Raw genomic sequence first — 16,607 nt, forward strand, 5'->3', positions numbered from 1 at the left:
CCAAGCGCACGCCACCGACAACAGATCGCACGTTCGCCGAGCGGCAGACCGCGCGATCAATCGCTCAACCTTCGGTGAGAAACGCTCAACCTTCACTGCGACAGGTCACGTCCCGTCTCATCCTGTTGAGGTGTTCGGGCGTTCACTCGTCGGCCACAGCTCGGCCACCCGCGCCGCGCCGCCCCGTTCGAGCCAGGTGGCGAAGTCCAGCAGGCCGGGATGGCGGGCACGCAGGGACGGGATGTCCGCCTGCCAGAGGCCCCGCTCGGAGGCGAAGGCCCGCGCGCCGTCGGGGGTCAGGCCCAGTGCGTCCGGGGGGACCTGGCGGTAGCGGACCTCGCGGCCGAGGCTGCGGGCGATCATCTCGACCGTCCGCGCGGGGGTGAGCTCGTCCCCGGCCAGTTCGAGCGCCCGGCCGAGATAGTCGTGCGGCTTCGCGAACGCCAGGGCCGCGAAGGCGCCGATGTCGGTGGCGGCGATGAGCTGGACCGGCGCGTCCGGCGGGAAGAGGTGGATCAGGACGCCGTCCACGATGCCGCCCACGGGTAGTCCGGGGATGGTGTGGTTCTCCATGAAACGGACGGGGCGCAGGACCGTGGCCGGCAGGCGGCTCGCACGGAGGTGGCGTTCGATCTGCCACTTGCTCTCCCAGTAGGGGACGCCGGTCCCCCGCTCGGCGCCGCCGACCGAGGCGAACACGAAGTGGGCGACACCGGCCGAGGCCGCGGCGTCGACCAGGGCGCGGCCCCGGCGGATCTCGCGCTCGGCGTCCAGGTCGTCGGGCGTGACCCCGAAGACGCCGTGGACGCCCTCGACCGCCGCGGTCAGGGAGTCCGGGTCGTCGAGGTCTCCGGTACGGAGTTCGGCACCGGCCGCCGCGAGCGCCTTCGCCGCGGGGGCCGAGGGGTCGCGCACGAGGGCGCACACCGGGCGGCCCGCGGCGAGGAGATGAGTGGCGGTGGCTCCACCCTGCCGTCCGGTCGCGCCGGTGACGAGGACGGTCGGGGTGGTGGTGCGCACAGCGCTCTGGGGGCTCACGGATGCTCTCGCTTCGTTAAGATGAGACTGTCTCGGGAAAGCGTTCCGGAGAAATATATTGAGACTGTCTCGACTTAGCAAGTGAGGTCACGCATGGGCACCGCCGGACCCGACGCGTCTGCCGCACCCGACGGACCCACGCCCCGCCGCCGGATGCGCGCCGACGCGCGCCGCAACTACGAACGGCTGCTCACCGAAGCGGGCGCGGCCTTCGCCGAGCACGGCACCGGCGCGTCACTGGAGGACATCGCCCGCCGCGCGGGCGTGGCCAACGGCACGCTGTACGCCCACTTCCCCACCCGCCAGGCCCTGTTGGAGGCGCTGCTGGGCGACCGCATGCGCGCGCTCGCCGCGACCGCGCACGAGCTGATGGACCACCCGTCGCCGCACGAGGCCCTGTTGCTGTGGGCGCGTACGGCGATAACGCACACGACCGCGTACCGAGGTCTCGCCACCTCGCTGATGCGCGCCCTGGAGGACGAGACCTCCGAGCTGTACGCGGCCTGCCGGTCGGTGCTCGACGCGGGCGAGCGGTTGCTCGGGCGGGCCCAACGGTCCGGTGACGCACGCGAGGACGCCACGGCCGCGGACCTCTACGCCCTGGTCAACGCGGTCGCGTGGGCCGGTGAGCAGACGTCGGCGGCGCAGGCCGAACGGCTGCTGTCGTTCGCGATGGAGGGGCTGCGGCGGGCGTAGCCGTGGGGCGCGGGGGCGGTCATCGCGGGGGCACGGTGAGCGTCCGGCCGTGGGCCGTGCCTTCGACCGCGTCCACGTAGACGCGCGCCACATCGGCCGCCGGGGTGCCGGGCGCGGGGTCCCTGCCCAGGGCGGCCAGCGTCTCCCGTACCCAACCCGGACCGACCGCGTTCAGCCGTACACCGCGCGGCATTTCGACCGCCGCCGCGTGGACGAAGGACTCCAGCCCGGCGTTGACCAGATGTCCGAGCGAGCTTCCCGGTACGGGCTCCGCGAAACGGCCGCTCGTGAGGGTGAGGGAGCCGCCGTCGCGTACGTGGGCGAGAGCCCGCCGTACGAGGTCGACCTGGCCGATCAGTTTGCCGTCGAGGCCGGTCCAGAAGTCGTGGGACGGCGCGGTCAGCGGGGCCATCGCGCCGCTCGCCGCGCAGCACACGATCGCGTCCAGCGGACCGGCCGCTTCGAGCAGGGCGTCGACCGAGGCCGGGTCGGTCAGGTCGACGCGCAGTGGGCCGCGTCGCGCGGCACGCAGCACTTCGTACGTCTCGTCCCGCACGGCCAGCGCGTCGGCGACCGCGCCTCCGATGGTGCCCGTGGCACCGATCACCAGAATTCTCATGGCGCCATGCTGCGACGGCCCGGCGGTCGTACCCATCCCTCCGCCAAGACCACCCCTGACAGGTACAGGCTGGACGGGCGGCGCGCCCCGATACTGGAGCGCATGGAGACACACGCGGACCTGGGCGAGTTCCTGCGGTCACGGCGGGCTCTGCTCCGGCCCGAGGACACTGGGCTGCCGACGTACGGGGGAGGCCGCCGCCGGGTGCCGGGGCTGCGCCGCGAGGAGTTGGCGCAGCTCGCCGGGGTGAGCGCGGGCTACTACACGCGACTTGAGCAGGGGCAGAGCCCGAACGCGTCGGACTCCGTGCTCGACGCCGTCGCACGCGTGCTGCGCCTGGACGGGGACGAACGAGCCCACCTGTACTCGCTGGCCCGCCCACGGCCCAAGCCGCCGCGCCGGGAGGCGGCGCCCGAGCGGGTGCGTCCCGGCGTACGGATGATGATCCGGTCGTTCGGAGACGTACCCGCCCTGGTGCTCGGGCGCTTCGGCGACATCCTCGACTGGAATCCGGCGGCGCACGCGCTGCTCGCCGGGCATCTCGGCATCGGCTCCCCGGACCGGCCCGGCGACCGTCCCAACATCGCCCGGCTGGTGTTTCTCGACCCGCGTACGCGGGCGCTGTACGGCGACGGGGGTGACCGGGGCAACCGCGACGACCGCGGTGAGTGCGGTGACCGTGGTGACTGGACGCGTAAGGCCCGCGCCACCGTCGCCGATCTGCGCCTGATCGCGGGCCGTTTCCCCGACGACCCCGGCCTGACCGGGCTCGTCGACGAACTGACCCTCGTCTGCCCGGAGTTTGCCGAGTTGTGGGCCGCGCACTCGGTCGGCGACTGCGGCACGGACACGCGTACGTACCGGCACCCGACCGTCGGCACGATGACGCTGATGGTCGAATTCATGACCCTGCCGAACGACGCGGGCCAGCGCGTGGCCGTGTACGGCGCCGAGCCCGGCTCCCCGTCCGAGGCGGCGCTCGGGCTCCTCGCCGCTACGTCCGCTTGAGGACGCGGTACTTGACGTGGGTGGCGCCGGGGGTGTCCAGCGCACGGATCGGTTCCAGGTCGTGCGCGCCCGGCCCGAGGCTGTCGAAGAGCCGGAGACCGGCGCCCAACAGCACGGGGATCACATGCGGTTGCAGCTCGTCCACGAGACCGGCCCTCAGATACTGCTGGAAGGTGTCGGTGCCGCCGGCGATGTCGACGTTACGGCCGCCGGAGACGGCTTTGGCCAGGTCGAGCGCGCTGTGGATGCCGTCGGTGACGAACGTGAAGCTGGTGCCGCCTTCCTTGACGACGGTGGGCCGTGGCCGGTTGGTAAGGACGAAGACCGGTGCGCGGAACGGTGGGTTGTCGGCCCAGTGCCCCTCCCCCGAGTCGTACATGAGCCGCCCCATGACCACGGCGCCGGTCGCCTCGAACCATTCGCGCATGATGTCGGAGTCCCGGTCGGCCTCCCCGCCGGTGAGGCTAGGGCGTGTTTCGAAAGTCCCGCCTGGCCGACGACGCCTGGCACGCGCACTCGCCGCGTTGTCGGAATCATCCAAGTACGTCCAGTACGAGAACGATCCTCCGCCTTGCGATCGCACGCACCAGACGCCGTCGGCCCCGCCCTTCGGGCGGACGGCGCTACTTTCGCAACACGCCCTAGTGCGCTCGCGCCAGCTGGACTGAGCGTGGATCCAGCCCGCCGATCCGTTCGGCGCTGCGCTCGTCCGACCGGCCGCCGTACGCGACGAGTTGCGCAGCCGGCTCTGCGCGGGCTATCTGGCGGACTTCGCCGAGCGGCTGGAGGGCGACGACGCCGCGCTGCGCGCCGAACTGATGGGGGCGCTGCTCATGGGCATCGGGGTGATGCGCTCGCTCGTCCGGGCACCCGCGCTGAGCGAGGCCACCTTCGAGGAGACGCGCGTGCTGGTGGCCCGGCTGGTCCACACGCTCACGGTCGGGGACGTGCCGCCCCCACGGCCTCGGGCGAGTCGCGAATCGTGATTCACCCCTCGCGACTCGCGACTCGCGACTCTTCGTCAATGTCCGCCCCGTCCGGCCCCACCCAACTCGCCGAACACCACGGGCCGGGCCAGGATGGGCAACGAGGTGCGTACGCGCGCCGGGCCTCCGGGCAGCACGGCCACGGCCTCACGAATGGCGCACCCCAATCGCCCTGTCATCTCACATATGAGATAACGTGGCAGCCATGGCAGACGACTACCTCGTACGCATCGGCAAGCTCATCCGTGACGCCCGCCAGCACAGGGGCTGGACCCAGACCCAGCTTGCCGAGGCACTGGCCACCAGCCAGAGCGCCGTGAATCGCATCGAACGCGGCAACCAGAACATCAGCCTTGAGATGATCGCGCGCATCGGTGAGGCGCTCGACAGTGAGATCGTGTCCCTCGGATACTCCGGGCCGATGCACCTGCGGGTGGTCGGCGGACGCCGGCTCTCCGGCTCCATCGACGTCAAGACGAGCAAGAACGCCTGCGTGGCGCTGCTCTGCGGTTCGCTGCTCAACAAGGGGCGTACGGTCCTGCGGCGGGTGGCGCGTATCGAGGAGGTCTACCGGCTCCTCGAAGTGCTCAACTCCATCGGTGTACGCACCCGTTGGATCAACGACGGCATGGATCTGGAGATCGTGCCGCCGGCGGAGCTGGACATGGCCGCCATGGACGCGGAGGCCGCTCGGCGTACCCGCTCGATCATCCTGTTCCTCGGCCCGCTGCTGCACCGCATGGACAACTTCCTGCTGCCGTACGCGGGCGGCTGCGACCTCGGTACGCGCACCATCGAGCCGCACATGATCGCGCTGCGCCGCTTCGGTCTGGACATCACGGCGACCGAGGGGCTGTACCACGCGGTGGTCGACCGCTCGACATCGCCGAACCGGCCCATCGTGCTGACCGAACGCGGCGACACGGTCACCGAGAACGCCCTGCTGGCCGCCGCCCGGCACGACGGTGTCACCGTCATCCGCAACGCGTCGTCCAACTACATGGTCCAGGACCTGTGCTTCTTCCTCGACGCGCTCGGGGTACGGGTCGACGGCGTAGGCACCACCACGCTCACCGTGCACGGCGTGCCGAGCATCGACACCGATGTGGACTACTCCCCCTCCGAGGACCCGGTCGAGGCGATGAGCCTGATCGCCGCCGCCGTCGTCACCGAGTCCGAGCTGACGATCCGCCGGGTACCGATCGAGTTCCTGGAGATCGAACTCGCGGTGCTGGAGGAGATGGGCCTCGACCACGACCGTACGCCCGAATACCCGGCGGACAACGGGCGTACGCGGCTGGTGGACCTGACCGTACGGCCCTCGAAGCTGGAGTCGCCGATCGACAAGATCCACCCGATGCCCTTCCCGGGCCTGAACATCGACAACGTGCCGTTCTTCGCGGCGATCGCCGCCGTCGCGCAGGGCACCACCCTGATCCACGACTGGGTCTACGACAACCGCGCCATCTACCTGACGGACCTCAACCGCCTCGGCGGCCGGCTCCAACTCCTGGACCCCCACCGGGTCCTGGTGGAAGGCCCGACCCGCTGGCGCGCGGCGGAGATGATGTGCCCACCGGCACTGCGCCCGGCCGTGGTCGTGCTGCTGGCGATGATGGCGGCGGACGGCACGTCGGTGCTGCGCAACGTGTATGTGATCAACCGGGGTTACGAGGATCTGGCGGAGCGGCTGAACTCGGTCGGCGCGCAGATCGAGATCTTCCGCGACATCTGAACCGGCGGTACCGCCGCAATCGGCCCGACCTGCTGTCCAGCGGGTGAGGCAGGTGTGCGGCGGCATCTCTGGGACTTCTCTGGGACTTCTCTGGGACTTCTCTGGGACGTTGGGCCCTCGACGGGCCACGCTCCCCATACATCGAGGCCCGCTGCTTTGCGGCGATTGCTCAAGGTCACGGCCGGCACCCCCGCCGGGTTCGAAAGGGCGACCGCAGGCTGTCCATTGACTTCCGCTAGATTGCGGCACGCACTCGATTCCCTCTGAAGGAGGTCCCTTGTGGGCACGTTGAAAGCAGATGAGGTCCCGCATCACCTGACAGCGTCGTACGCCACGGGCTTCGGTGAGGAAGGAAGGGCATGGATCGCCGGACTGCCGGCCCTCGCGGCGAACATGCTGGAACGCTGGGAGCTGGAACGGGACGGCACAGCAGGAGCCGGGGAAGCCTCACTGGTGCTGCCGGTGCTGCGCCCCGACGGCACGCCCGCGGTCCTCAGACTCCAGATGCCCAGACAGGAGACCACCGCCGCACTGATCGGCCTCCGTACCTGGAACGGTAACGGGATGGTACAGCTGCTCGATCACGACCCTGTGAGCAGCAGCATGCTCCTGGAGCGCCTTGACGGAGCGCGCACGCTGGCCTCGATCAGCGACGACGACGTGGCGATGAGAACCCTCGCCGAGCTTCACGCGCGGCTGGTCGCTGTCCCCGCGGCGCGGGGGCTGCGCGGTCTCGGCGACATCGCCTCCGAGATGCTGGAGCAGGTCCCCCAGGCGATCACGAAGCTGGCCGACCGGGCCGACCGTCGACTCCTGCGGAACTGGGCATCGGCGGTGGCCGAACTGGTCGGCGAGCCCGGAGACCGGATGCTGCACTGGGACCTGCACTACGACAACGTTCTCGCCGCACAGCGCGAGCCGTGGATCGCCATCGATCCCGAGCCACTCGTCGGCGACCCGGGATTCGATCTGTGGCCCGCCCTGGACAGCAGGTGGGACGACGTCGTCGCGAAGGGCGACACCCCGGGCATCGTGCGGCGCCGCTTCGACCTGCATACCGATGTCCTCGGCCTGGACCGCGCACGGGCGACCGGCTGGACGCTGGGGCGGCTGCTGCAGAATTCACTCTGGGACATCGAGGACGGCGAGACCCGGCTCGCCCCGTCCTCCGTCACGATCGCGGAATCGCTACTCAACCGATAACCCCTGGGCTGGGACAGGGTAGTTGGAACCGACGTGATCTGGTGACCTTGCCGTTGCGGCCTTACGAGACACGCTTGGACGACGAGCTGACCCGAGCTGGTAGCGCGCTCGGCGAGGCCGTCCATGACCTTGGCTCCAAGGTTGAGAGTTCTCACCGAAGACGGGGATCAGGCCCGGCGGCGTCGGTAGTACGCATAGGTGAGAACCAGAAGCAGCGGACCCCACAGGTTCATCAGTCCGCTCATCGCCATCGCGAGGACGTTCCATCCCTCGTCGTACGGCCAGGCCGCCCTGCCGACGGTAGCGGCCTCGTACAGCCAGTGGATGCCGAGCCCGGTGAAGAAGAGGCCGCCCAGGGTCGCGGGGACGATCGCGGCGGCCGGCGGGATACGTCGCCCGCCCAGCTTCGGCACCCAGTGCGGAACGACCTCGCCCCACGGCCGGACCAGTCCGAAGCTGAGCAGCGCGAGGAGCTCGGTGAGGACCGTCAGTCCGATGACGTAAGGGGCGTTGAACCAGGCGGCGGGCATGGTCTCGCCGCCCATGCCGTACCCGAAACCGATCGGCAGCCGCCAGATGCCGACGGGCAGTACGACCAGCGGGATGGCGTGCGCGACGCGCTCCGCCCAGGCGGGCACGCTGCGCTGTACAAGGCCCGTCGTATCGGAACCCAGGTGCTGGTGCTTGGTTTTGATCATGCATCCAGCCTGCCGGGACGCATGACGATCCTCATCGGCTCGGAGAGCGACCTTGTTCCGCCGAAGGTCGGAGTACAAGATCACCCTCCGAGCTGATGAGGAAGGGATGTCGCGGCCTGGGGTCGCGACGAACTCGCCTACCGGGCAGCTCTCTTCGCAGGCGCCGAAGAGTCGACCACCCGATGCCGCTTGTCGAAGTGGTCCGCCGGCCGGGAAGCCAACCGCCAAGAGCGCGTGGACGCTCCCCCACGCGGACATCCGCGCCGCAACGGGGATCGTCGACTTCGGCGTTTACCTGTCCCTGCCGAGCGCCGCTTGGTCCCAGGGAGACTGATCACTTACACCCGTCTTGTCGAACTTGGCCAGCCGCCCTGGGCTTCCATGATCAAGGGGAAGCTTCAGCTGTGGCCACGTATTGGGTGTGGCTGGTAGGGCTGTTCCATCCGGGCGATCTCCTCGTCGGTCAGCGCTACGTTCACCGCTGCCACCGCGTCGTCCAGGTGGGCCGTTTTGGTGGCTCCCACGATGGGTGCGCTGATCACGGGCTTGCTCAACAGCCACGCCAGCGCGATCTGCGCCATCGGCAGCTCCCGCTCCTCGGCGACGGCCGCGACCGCGTCGACCACGTCGAAGTCGGCCTCCGTGTAGAACTGATCGGCCAAAGAGTCGTTCCCGGCACGAACGGTGCGCCGTTCGCCGCCCCGCCTGCGCGAACCCGTGAGCAGCCCGCGCGCCAGTGGGCTCCAGGGGATGGCTCCGACTCCTTCGTCGAGACAGAGCGGGATCATCTCCCGTTCCTCCTCCCGGTATACCAGGTTGTAGTGGTTCTGCATGGAGACGAACCTGGTCCGGTCCGCAGCCCGCGCGGTGTACTGCGCCTTGGCGAACTGATGGGCGAACATGCTGGACGCGCCGATGTAGCGAGCCTTCCCGGACTTCACGACGTCGTTCAACGCGTCCATGGTCTCCTCGATCGGAGTCTCGTAGTCCCAGCGGTGGATCTGGTAGAGGTCCACGTGGTCGGTCTTCAGCCGTCGCAGCGAGCCATCGATGCTCGCCATGATGTGCTTGCGTGACAGGCCGCTGTCGTTGGGGCCCGACCCCATGGGGAAGTAGACCTTCGTGGCGAGCACGTAGTCGTCGCGGTGCGGGAAGAGTTTACTGAGCAGCCGTCCGGTGATCTCCTCGCTCTGGCCCAGCGAGTACATGTCGGCGGTGTCGAAGAACGTGACACCGGCCTCGACCGCGCGCCGGACGATTGGCTCGGCCGCCTCCTGGCGGAGCATCCATTGCTGATCGTCCGGCTCGGGGTCGCCGTAACTCATCATCCCCAGGCCGATTCGTGACACGTTCAGGCCCGAGGTGCCGAGCCGGGTGTACTTCATATCGTCTCCCGTTGCTGTGTCTGGTCTTGTTGCCGGTGGATCGCGACCGCGCTGATGACCAGTGCGATGCCTGCGAGGTCCTGGTGGGTGGGGTGTTGGCCGAGCACGACCACGCCTATCCCGGTGGCGGTGGCCGGCAAGATGCTGAGATTGAGTGCGAAGGTGGACCGGCGCAGCCGGGTCATGGCCAACTGGTCGATCACGTAGGGGATGACCGAGGAGCAGATGCCGATGCCCAGGCCGGCGAGCAGCCAGCCGGGATGGGTGAAGGCCCCGGCTGCACCGCCGATACCGATGGGTGTCGCGACAGCGGCGGCGATCAGCATCGCGGCGCCGAGCTGATCGACAGGGCTCCACCCGTCGCCGTCGGCGTGGGTGCCGGCGGGCCTGGTGTTCGCGATGCGGTGGCCGAGGATCACATAGAGCACGAACAGCGCACAGTTCACGAAAGCGAAGATGAACCCGAGTGGTTCGTCGACAAACCGGATGTCCACGAGTGCGAATACGCCGCCCGCTGCGAGCACGAGTGCGAGAACATTGCGGCGGGTCCGTGCGCCGAGGGCGGCCAGCACGATGATCCCGAGGAACTCGATCGCGCCGACGGTGGACAGCGGGAGCCGCGCCACCGCCAGGTAGAACGTGGTGTTCATCGCGGCCAGCACCACACCGAGTCCGACCAGGATTCGGAACTGCTCCCACGACAGCCGCCTCATCAGCCGCCACGGCCGACGCCACACCGCGAACACCATGGCCGCGCTGGCTATCCGCAGCCAGGCGACTCCGAGCACGTTCACGTGGACGAACAGCAGTACGGCCATGGCTGGGCCGAGGTAGTGGAAGATCGCGCTGACGGCGAACAACGCCTGGGGCGGCACCTGTCTCAGGGGGAGTCGTACCGGGGGTGGCCGTTGGGCACCGCTCGGCGTCGGGATCGACTTCATGTCACTATCTTCCGAACAAGGGCCGCGAAAACGAATGGCTCTCTTAAGGTGAGAAGGGCCAAGTGCCTGGAAAATCAAGCTCGAATAGCGAGAACGCCTACGATGAGCGAATGCGCCTGCTTGACGCCGTCAACGTGCGGCTTCTGACCGAGCTGCACGGCGATCCACGCGTGTCCATGTCGGAGCTGGCCCGCCGGGTCGGGATGTCAGCGCCGGCGGTCACGGAACGGGTCCAACGCCTGGAAAGGGCCGGCGTCATCACCGGCTTCCGGATGAACATCGACCCGGCCGCGCTCGGCATGCCGGTGACCGCTCTTCTGCGCGTCCGGCCCGGACCCGGCCAGTTGCCGAAGGTCACCGAAGCCGCCCGCAGCACTCCACAGGTAGTCGAATGCCACCGGGTCACCGGGGAGGACTGCTTCTACCTCAAGGTCCACGCCCCATCCATCGAAGGACTTGAGGGGATCATCGACAGATTCCTGATCTTTGGCCAGACCACGACGTCGATCGTGGTGGCCACCCCTGTGCCGCCGCGCCCGCTACCACTCCCGGCACCCCCGGAGGGCAACTGGCCATGACATCTCGCCACTGGGAGGATTCCAGCGTGAAGCCGCCGGTCGCGGGCCTGGTGTGAGCGGCGGGTGGGGCACTCCAGGTGGGGTACTCGCCGAGAGGCGGCCCGATGGACGTGCGGAAAAAGGGCTACAACATCTCCAGGTACGTGATGAAGCGCACCCCGCACGGCTGTCCGACGGACCGTTCGCGTACGAACCTGCTCCGGGACCAGCGAGTGGTGGAATGCCTGAGCGGTTCCTGACATCCTTGCCCAGGCGGCAAGTTGAGTCGAGAGCGGTGATCGCACTGAGCTCAAGGCGGACCCCGGCGCCGGTGTGCCGGGGCGTGCAATGACTCGCCTCGTCAGTAACAGGCGTTCATTTGTCGCCGGGCGCGTCGGCGAACTCGCCGCCGATTTCCGCCAGACGCTCGACCGCGTAGGACGCGTCGAGCAGTGCCTCGGGGGTGTGGACGCCCCGGCGGTACGGCTTCGCCGCGCAGCCCGGGCAGTCGCTCGACACCGAGGTTCTTCAGACCCCGCGGGCGATCGTGGTCCCCAAGGGTCGCGGTGGAGGGCAGCGGTGGGCGGGGCTTCTCGCGGAACTTCGGCCTGGACACGATCGCCCGTCAACAGGTCAGGCGCCGTAGCCCTGTAATCGACAAACTCGTTGCGGCGTACGTCGACCACCCCGCGCCCCCCAAGTGGCTGCCGATCGAGGAATGAGCGCGAGGACGAGCCTGGCGGGGACAGGTTCCGCACCTCCACTTTGACGTCGTCTCTTTTGGCGAGGCTGGTCGCTGAAGGGGGGGCATCGTGGGGCCGGTTGAGCGGCTGGTGCCGGACGAGTTGTGGGTGCTCATCCGGGAATCGGTGCCCGTGATGGATTACCTCCCAAGTAATCGACAGCCGTGATGCCGGCTGTGAGCATCAGGAGGCTTCCAGGCGTCACCGTCCGACGATGCGGATGGTGCGTCGGGTGCCCGACCAGTTTCATTCAGGAAAGGGAAAGTGCCTTGACCAATATCGCCGATGTCGTGGACCGGTACACCGCGGTGTGGAACGAGGTGGACGCCGACCGCCGTCAGAAGGCCGTCAGCGCGCTCTGGGCGAGCGACGGCCATTACGCCAACGTGAGCGATGAGTACCGCGGCCACAGCCAGATCCACGAGGCCATTCATGAGGCGTACGAGGACTTCGTCGAGAAGGGATTCGCCTTCACGGTCCACAACTACCAGGTGAACCACGACTCTGTGCGCATCACCTGGCACATGGTGCCGGCCGGCGGTGGTGATGTCGCCGCCGTCGGCACGGAGTTCATCGTCCTCGGCCCGGACGGCCTCATCCAGAGCGACTACCAGTTCATGGACGTGGACCCGACCCGGTAAGACGTCGCTCCATTCGGTGAGTCGGCGGGGTAGCCGACAAGGGCTGCGGCGTATGCCGACGAAGGCGAGGAAGGCGAGGAAGGGTTCCGCCTCGCGTTCGTATCGGCGGTGCGGGCGCGGGCAGCCGGCCGGCCAGGACACGGTCGGCTCGACGACCCCACGGTGGCGGAACGAGCGCTGTGAGGACTCGACGCCTCTGCGGGCTGTGCGGTGCGGGATGCCGCGGTCGCGGAGCCATCGGCACAGGTGGTCGTAGCCGTATCCCTTGTCGGCGTGGAGCTTCGGTTCAGCTGGGTCGGTCCGGCGCTCGTCCGGGGCTCCCGGCCACCCCGGCGGGATGAACGGCCCCTGCGGAGGCGGCAAGACCCGGACCGCGTACGAACTCCACCGGCGGCTGCCGCGTGAGCGGACGTCACGGTGCGTCGCACACCCTGCGGTACGGTGCCTGTCGCACGTTCTGATCCCATTCCCCCCTGGTCAGGTCGGGAGCGCGGTCGACACGTTCGCAGATCGTACGGATCATGCGGTCCGGGTCGGTTTCCACGATGTGGTGGCGGACTCTGGTACCCGTCAGGTGGAGTCTGCCCTCGCGGTCGAAGGCCAGCCCGTTCAACCGGTCCTCGACGCCCGGCTGGACGCCTCCGACGGAACGGCGCGACGGCACATCCCAGATCCGGTAGTCCTCGCGGCCCACCACTGCCGCCAGTGACTTGCCATCGGCCGAGAAGCGCAGCTCCGTGATCGCGGCTTCGCTCCGCGTGGTGGACCGGTCTCCCGGTTCGCCGCCCATGGCACCGATCCGGGTGGTGGCAGCGCCGTTCCACAGTGATACGCCCTCGTCGCGGCTGACGGCGAGGACCGAGCCGTCGGGACTGAACTCCGCGTCTTCCAACGACCCCAGCGCGTCACGCGAGACTTCGCCCGTCGAAACGTCCACCCGGTCGCCCGCCGAGGTGACCAGGACGCGTTTGTCGCCGTCACCACCGAGCGCCAAAGAGTAGCCGTCGACGTTTTTCAGGACACGTTCCTTCTTCCGCTCGTGGGTGTCCCAGATCTCCACCTGGGAGCCGTAGTCGACGGCGAGGGAGCGGCCGTCCGTGCCATAGACGAGGGCCTCCAGCTCTGCCTCGCTCCCTCTGCCCGGCAGTTCATGCCGTTTCTCGCCTGTCCGCGCGTCGTAGAGGACGATGTCGCCGAGCCGGTCCTCGGCCGCGAACTGTGCGCCGTCGGGCCGGTACACGCCCGAGCCGATTCCCGCGTAACCGATGTCGGAGATCGTGGAGCGAGGCTTTGGCCCGGACGTGTCATGTCGGCGCGGGGTGCCGAGCTGCCACGTGCGCAGGTGCGGCTTCCCGTCGAAAACGCCTTCCAGGGTGGTCAGAGTGCGCGCGCCCGGGGCGAGAGCGGCGACGACGGCCACGGCTCGGCTTCTCGGCGCGTCGAGTACGGGGCCGAGATCCAGCGTCCGCAGGCGTGTCCCGCTCGTGAAGCGCAGCACTCGGTCCTCGGAGTCGACGGCCACGGCAGGGGGGACCGGATTGGTACTGTCCACCGGGACGATGTCCGCGTCGGCGACCGTCTCATTCACGTCCGTGGTCCGCACGACCACCACCCGGGTGGTGGAGGCCACCGTGATGAGGCTGCCGTCCGTACTGAACGCGGCCCGGAGGGCACCGTAGCCCGGGTCGAGATCCTTGTCCTTGCCCCCCGGCAGAGTCGAGTCGTAGTCGGACCTGCTGAGCTCCCGGCCGGACGGCCCCCTCGTATCCCACACCTGCATCGCTTCCGGGGACGTCATCACGGCACGGCCGCCGTCCCGGCTGAGGGCGAGCGTGATGTTCTCCGACACATCACACCGGACCAACTCGCCCCCGCGGCGGAGGGTCTTCTTGTCACCCGACCCCAGATCCAGCACCACGGGGCCGTCCTCGCCGCACCACAGCGCGGTGCTTCCGTCGCTGGAGATCCGGGGCGGGTCGTAGGAGGCGGCGCCCTCGGACTCACGATGCAGGAGGCGCCCCTTCCGCAGGTCGGTGAAGAGCAAATCCCCCTCGGGGAGCTCCGACACCGCACGGCCGCCTCCCGCCGACAGCGACGTGACAGCGCCCTGGACCTGTCTCCCCACGTTCTTCCCGGTACGAAGGTCCTGCACGACGCTCACAGCCCGCAGGTTGTGCTTGTACGCGTGGAACCGTCCGTCCGGCGACATCACCCCGACGTCCCCCACAGTGCCGCGGTCGGGCAGCCGCTTCCCGGTCCGGGCATCGAAACGCCGCGCTCGTGGCGTTGCCGAATCGGCCGGCGAGCCGGGCTTCGCCTCGGAGGAGTCGGTCACGAGAACGCGGCCGTCCTCGGACAGGGATCGGTGCAAGCTCCAGAATCGGCCCTTCCTGAGTTCCGGGGGCGTGGGGATCCGGAATCGCGCTCGTTCCCGTTGGCCTATCGACGTGAGCAGGGCATCACGTCCCCTGTCCGTGGGAGCGATCCGCCAGGAGGCGACGCTCAGCAGCATGGCCGTATCCGGGTCGGACAGGCGCATGCTCTCGGCGACCGACGCCACGTCCCCCGCGATGGCCCGGTTCTCCTGCCCGGTGTTCGCGCGCTGTAGCCGCCAGGCCGCGGCGCCTGCGACCAGAGCAAGGACCAGGACGACCGCGAGGGAGGCCCGCACCCGGCGCTGCTGGCCTCGCCGCTGATTCTCCTGAACGTCGCCGGCGTCCAGGAAGGCGCGTTCCAGGGCACTGAGCCGGAGGACTTCGGGTGCCGCGTCCGCCCAGTCGCACGCGGCGCGCAGCGTGCTGCCGCGCAGCAGGTCGTCGGCGTTCCTGTCGCCTCGGTCCCAGGTTCGCGCCGCGTTCCCGATCTCCCGTGCCGTCAGAAGTGCCGCGCGGTGCGTCTCCACCCAGCCCCCCAGCCGGGGCCAGGCCCGTAACAGCGCCGCGCCGGTGGGCCGTACGCCGCCGTCCGGGCCGGTGAGCAGCGCATCGACGCCGAGGAGCACATCGAGGACACGGTGCACCGCGGCGTGCTCCAGCGCGGGCAGGCCCTGCGTCAGCTCCGTGAGCGTGGCGGCACGGACGCCGTCCTGCGAGCCGTCTGCGGCATCGCCGGGAACGACCATCCGAAGGAGGACGCGCTGTGCGACCTCCTGGACGGCCGGGGCGAGTTCGCCGAAGGCCTCCTCGGCGGTCCGGCCCAGGTCCGGCGCGGCAACGGTCTCGCCGGGTCCTCGGACCCGCGCGGACCCGCGGAGACCGGCCTCCAGCAGTTCCGTCCGCGGCAGCTGACCCGGCAACTTGGCCCAAGCCCCTTCGTCGAGCAGGCCGGTCAACAACCGCAAGGCTGTGGGCCGGTCTCCGGGCTCCTTGGACAGAGCGGCGGCCACCAGGGTCCGCAGAGGCTCCGCGAGGCCTGACACATCAGGGTGGTGTTCGCTGACCCGGACGATGATCTCCCCGATGTTCTCGCCGTGGAACGGGCCATGCCCCGTGGTGGCGAAGAGAACGACCGCGCCCCAGGCGAACACATCGCCCTTCTCGTCGGGACGCTCGCCTCTGAGTACCTCGGGCGCCATATAGCTCGGCGTCCCCATCATTCTGGCGGGCGCGGTGAGCGTCATGTCGTGGGTGCGTGCGATACCGAAGTCGATCACCCGGGGCCCGTCGGGCCCGATGAGCACATTGGCCGGCTTCAGATCACGGTGGAGGACGCCCGCGGCGTGGATGGCGGTGAGGGCGGTGGCCATCCCGGTGGCCAGCCGCAGGAGGCCATCGCCGTGGAAGGGCCCCGAATGACGGACCACTGCCGCAAGATCACGTCCGTCGATGAACTCACTTGCCATATACGGCTGTTCGGCGTCCGGATCGGCCGAGAGGATCCTCGCGGTGCAGAACGACGCAACGGCTTGGGAAGCCCGTACCTCTCGACCGAACTGTTTCCTGATGAAGGGGTCGGCCACCAGCTCGGGGCGTAGAACCTTCACCGCACAGCGCGCCCCGGAACGATCATAGGCTTCATAGACGACGCCCTGCCCGCCGGCGCCGAGCCGCCGGAGCGGCCAGTAGGGGCCGATACGCTGCGGGTCCTCCGCGGCCAGCCACTCAAAACTCAACAGTCCCCCTCCACCGGACAGCACGATAGGCGAAGACGATCTGGAGCGCTCGTACGGTTCCCCGGCCCTTACCGATCATTTCAGAATGAGTTCGCTTGCGAGGCTTGGCAGTTGAGGGTTGGCGGCGGGAGAGCCGTCCGGGTGTCGGACCGTCTCGTGCCGCGGCGTCTGCGGGACCGGACCGAGGCCGGTGCGGCCCCGCCCGCACGAGATCCTTGTCCGGTGTCGAAGACCGTCGGCCCCGAA

Annotated in this window: 16 protein-coding genes; 8 read left to right on the forward strand and 8 right to left on the reverse strand. The window is 69.2% G+C overall.

The window, feature by feature from the left end:
* Positions 1 to 117: 117 nt before the first annotated feature.
* Entirely contained in the window at positions 118 to 1,038 is a 921-nt protein-coding gene (locus tag OG700_RS06690) for an NmrA/HSCARG family protein (protein WP_405610340.1), read from the reverse strand.
* A gap of 93 nt (positions 1,039 to 1,131) precedes the next feature.
* Here OG700_RS06690 and OG700_RS06695 point away from each other — a divergent pair, with 93 nt between their 5' ends.
* A complete protein-coding gene (locus OG700_RS06695; protein WP_405610343.1) occupies positions 1,132 to 1,734 on the forward strand; it encodes a TetR/AcrR family transcriptional regulator in 603 nt (200 codons plus the stop codon).
* Positions 1,735 to 1,753: 19 nt separating this feature from the next.
* On the opposite strand, the gene OG700_RS06700 is transcribed toward OG700_RS06695, so the two are convergent.
* Entirely contained in the window at positions 1,754 to 2,353 is a 600-nt protein-coding gene (locus tag OG700_RS06700) for a short chain dehydrogenase (protein WP_405610346.1), read from the reverse strand.
* 102 nt (positions 2,354 to 2,455) lie between these two features.
* Here OG700_RS06700 and OG700_RS06705 point away from each other — a divergent pair, with 102 nt between their 5' ends.
* Complete coding sequence (locus tag OG700_RS06705) at positions 2,456 to 3,361, forward strand: helix-turn-helix transcriptional regulator (RefSeq protein ID WP_405610349.1); 906 nt, start codon at positions 2,456 to 2,458, stop codon at positions 3,359 to 3,361.
* On the opposite strand, the gene OG700_RS06710 is transcribed toward OG700_RS06705, so the two are convergent.
* A complete protein-coding gene (locus tag OG700_RS06710; RefSeq protein ID WP_405610352.1) occupies positions 3,348 to 3,788 on the reverse strand; it encodes a dihydrofolate reductase family protein in 441 nt (146 codons plus the stop codon). The genes OG700_RS06705 and OG700_RS06710 overlap by 14 nt on opposite strands.
* A gap of 247 nt (positions 3,789 to 4,035) precedes the next feature.
* On the opposite strand from OG700_RS06710, the gene OG700_RS06715 reads away from it, so the two are divergent.
* From OG700_RS06715 to OG700_RS06725, 3 genes are all read left to right on the forward strand, one after another.
* Positions 4,036 to 4,347: a hypothetical protein gene (locus OG700_RS06715; RefSeq protein ID WP_405621500.1), complete on the forward strand. Its 312-nt coding sequence runs from the start codon at positions 4,036 to 4,038 to the stop codon at positions 4,345 to 4,347.
* Positions 4,348 to 4,552: 205 nt separating this feature from the next.
* The gene (locus OG700_RS06720) at positions 4,553 to 6,082 is read left to right on the forward strand and encodes a helix-turn-helix domain-containing protein (RefSeq protein ID WP_405610355.1); all 1,530 of its coding nucleotides are present in this window, start codon (positions 4,553 to 4,555) and stop codon (positions 6,080 to 6,082) included.
* A 279-nt stretch (positions 6,083 to 6,361) separates the two neighbouring features.
* A complete protein-coding gene (locus tag OG700_RS06725) occupies positions 6,362 to 7,285 on the forward strand; it encodes an aminoglycoside phosphotransferase family protein (RefSeq protein WP_405610357.1) in 924 nt (307 codons plus the stop codon).
* Positions 7,286 to 7,452: 167 nt separating this feature from the next.
* On the opposite strand, the gene OG700_RS06730 is transcribed toward OG700_RS06725, so the two are convergent.
* The 3 genes from OG700_RS06730 to OG700_RS06740 form a co-directional block, all read right to left on the reverse strand.
* Positions 7,453 to 7,983 carry a hypothetical protein gene (locus OG700_RS06730; protein WP_405610360.1) on the reverse strand — a complete coding sequence of 177 codons (531 nt, stop codon included), beginning with the start codon at positions 7,981 to 7,983 and terminating at the stop codon, positions 7,453 to 7,455.
* Between the two features lie 398 nt (positions 7,984 to 8,381).
* Entirely contained in the window at positions 8,382 to 9,368 is a 987-nt protein-coding gene (locus OG700_RS06735) for an aldo/keto reductase (protein WP_405610363.1), read from the reverse strand.
* Positions 9,365 to 10,309, reverse strand: a complete 945-nt coding sequence (locus tag OG700_RS06740) for an EamA family transporter (protein ID WP_405610366.1) — start codon at positions 10,307 to 10,309, stop codon at positions 9,365 to 9,367. The genes OG700_RS06735 and OG700_RS06740 overlap by 4 nt, the downstream gene beginning before the upstream one ends.
* A 110-nt stretch (positions 10,310 to 10,419) precedes the next feature.
* On the opposite strand from OG700_RS06740, the gene OG700_RS06745 reads away from it, so the two are divergent.
* Both OG700_RS06745 and OG700_RS06750 read left to right on the forward strand, forming a co-directional pair.
* Complete coding sequence (locus OG700_RS06745) at positions 10,420 to 10,887, forward strand: Lrp/AsnC family transcriptional regulator (RefSeq protein WP_405610369.1); 468 nt, start codon at positions 10,420 to 10,422, stop codon at positions 10,885 to 10,887.
* Between the two features lie 104 nt (positions 10,888 to 10,991).
* Entirely contained in the window at positions 10,992 to 11,126 is a 135-nt protein-coding gene (locus OG700_RS06750; protein ID WP_405610372.1) for a hypothetical protein, read from the forward strand.
* Between the two features lie 115 nt (positions 11,127 to 11,241).
* On the opposite strand, the gene OG700_RS06755 is transcribed toward OG700_RS06750, so the two are convergent.
* Entirely contained in the window at positions 11,242 to 11,385 is a 144-nt protein-coding gene (locus OG700_RS06755; RefSeq protein WP_405610375.1) for a hypothetical protein, read from the reverse strand.
* A gap of 493 nt (positions 11,386 to 11,878) precedes the next feature.
* On the opposite strand from OG700_RS06755, the gene OG700_RS06760 reads away from it, so the two are divergent.
* Complete coding sequence (locus tag OG700_RS06760) at positions 11,879 to 12,250, forward strand: nuclear transport factor 2 family protein (protein WP_405610378.1); 372 nt, start codon at positions 11,879 to 11,881, stop codon at positions 12,248 to 12,250.
* Positions 12,251 to 12,662: 412 nt separating this feature from the next.
* Here the strand turns inward: OG700_RS06760 and OG700_RS06765 are convergent, their stop codons facing one another.
* Positions 12,663 to 16,361 carry a protein kinase domain-containing protein gene (locus OG700_RS06765; protein ID WP_405610381.1) on the reverse strand — a complete coding sequence of 1,233 codons (3,699 nt, stop codon included), beginning with the start codon at positions 16,359 to 16,361 and terminating at the stop codon, positions 12,663 to 12,665.
* Between the last annotated feature and the right edge of the window lie 246 nt (positions 16,362 to 16,607).

The sequence above is a fragment of the Streptomyces sp. NBC_01508 genome, assembly GCF_045040315.1.
Classification (GTDB): domain Bacteria; phylum Actinomycetota; class Actinomycetes; order Streptomycetales; family Streptomycetaceae; genus Streptomyces.

What these genes read in the sequence shown, in the direction of transcription:
- OG700_RS06695 (WP_405610343.1), top strand. Translation starts at nt 1,132, where the DNA reads ATGGGCACCGCCGGACCCGACGCGTCTGCCGCACCCGACGGACCCACG.
- OG700_RS06700 (WP_405610346.1), bottom strand. Translation starts at nt 2,353, where the DNA reads ATGAGAATTCTGGTGATCGGTGCCACGGGCACCATCGGAGGCGCGGTC.
- OG700_RS06705 (WP_405610349.1), top strand. Translation starts at nt 2,456, where the DNA reads ATGGAGACACACGCGGACCTGGGCGAGTTCCTGCGGTCACGGCGGGCT.
- OG700_RS06710 (WP_405610352.1), bottom strand. Translation starts at nt 3,788, where the DNA reads ATGCGCGAATGGTTCGAGGCGACCGGCGCCGTGGTCATGGGGCGGCTC.
- OG700_RS06720 (WP_405610355.1), top strand. Translation starts at nt 4,553, where the DNA reads ATGGCAGACGACTACCTCGTACGCATCGGCAAGCTCATCCGTGACGCC.
- OG700_RS06730 (WP_405610360.1), bottom strand. Translation starts at nt 7,983, where the DNA reads ATGATCAAAACCAAGCACCAGCACCTGGGTTCCGATACGACGGGCCTT.
- OG700_RS06735 (WP_405610363.1), bottom strand. Translation starts at nt 9,368, where the DNA reads ATGAAGTACACCCGGCTCGGCACCTCGGGCCTGAACGTGTCACGAATC.
- OG700_RS06740 (WP_405610366.1), bottom strand. Translation starts at nt 10,309, where the DNA reads ATGAAGTCGATCCCGACGCCGAGCGGTGCCCAACGGCCACCCCCGGTA.
- OG700_RS06745 (WP_405610369.1), top strand. Translation starts at nt 10,420, where the DNA reads ATGCGCCTGCTTGACGCCGTCAACGTGCGGCTTCTGACCGAGCTGCAC.
- OG700_RS06750 (WP_405610372.1), top strand. Translation starts at nt 10,992, where the DNA reads ATGGACGTGCGGAAAAAGGGCTACAACATCTCCAGGTACGTGATGAAG.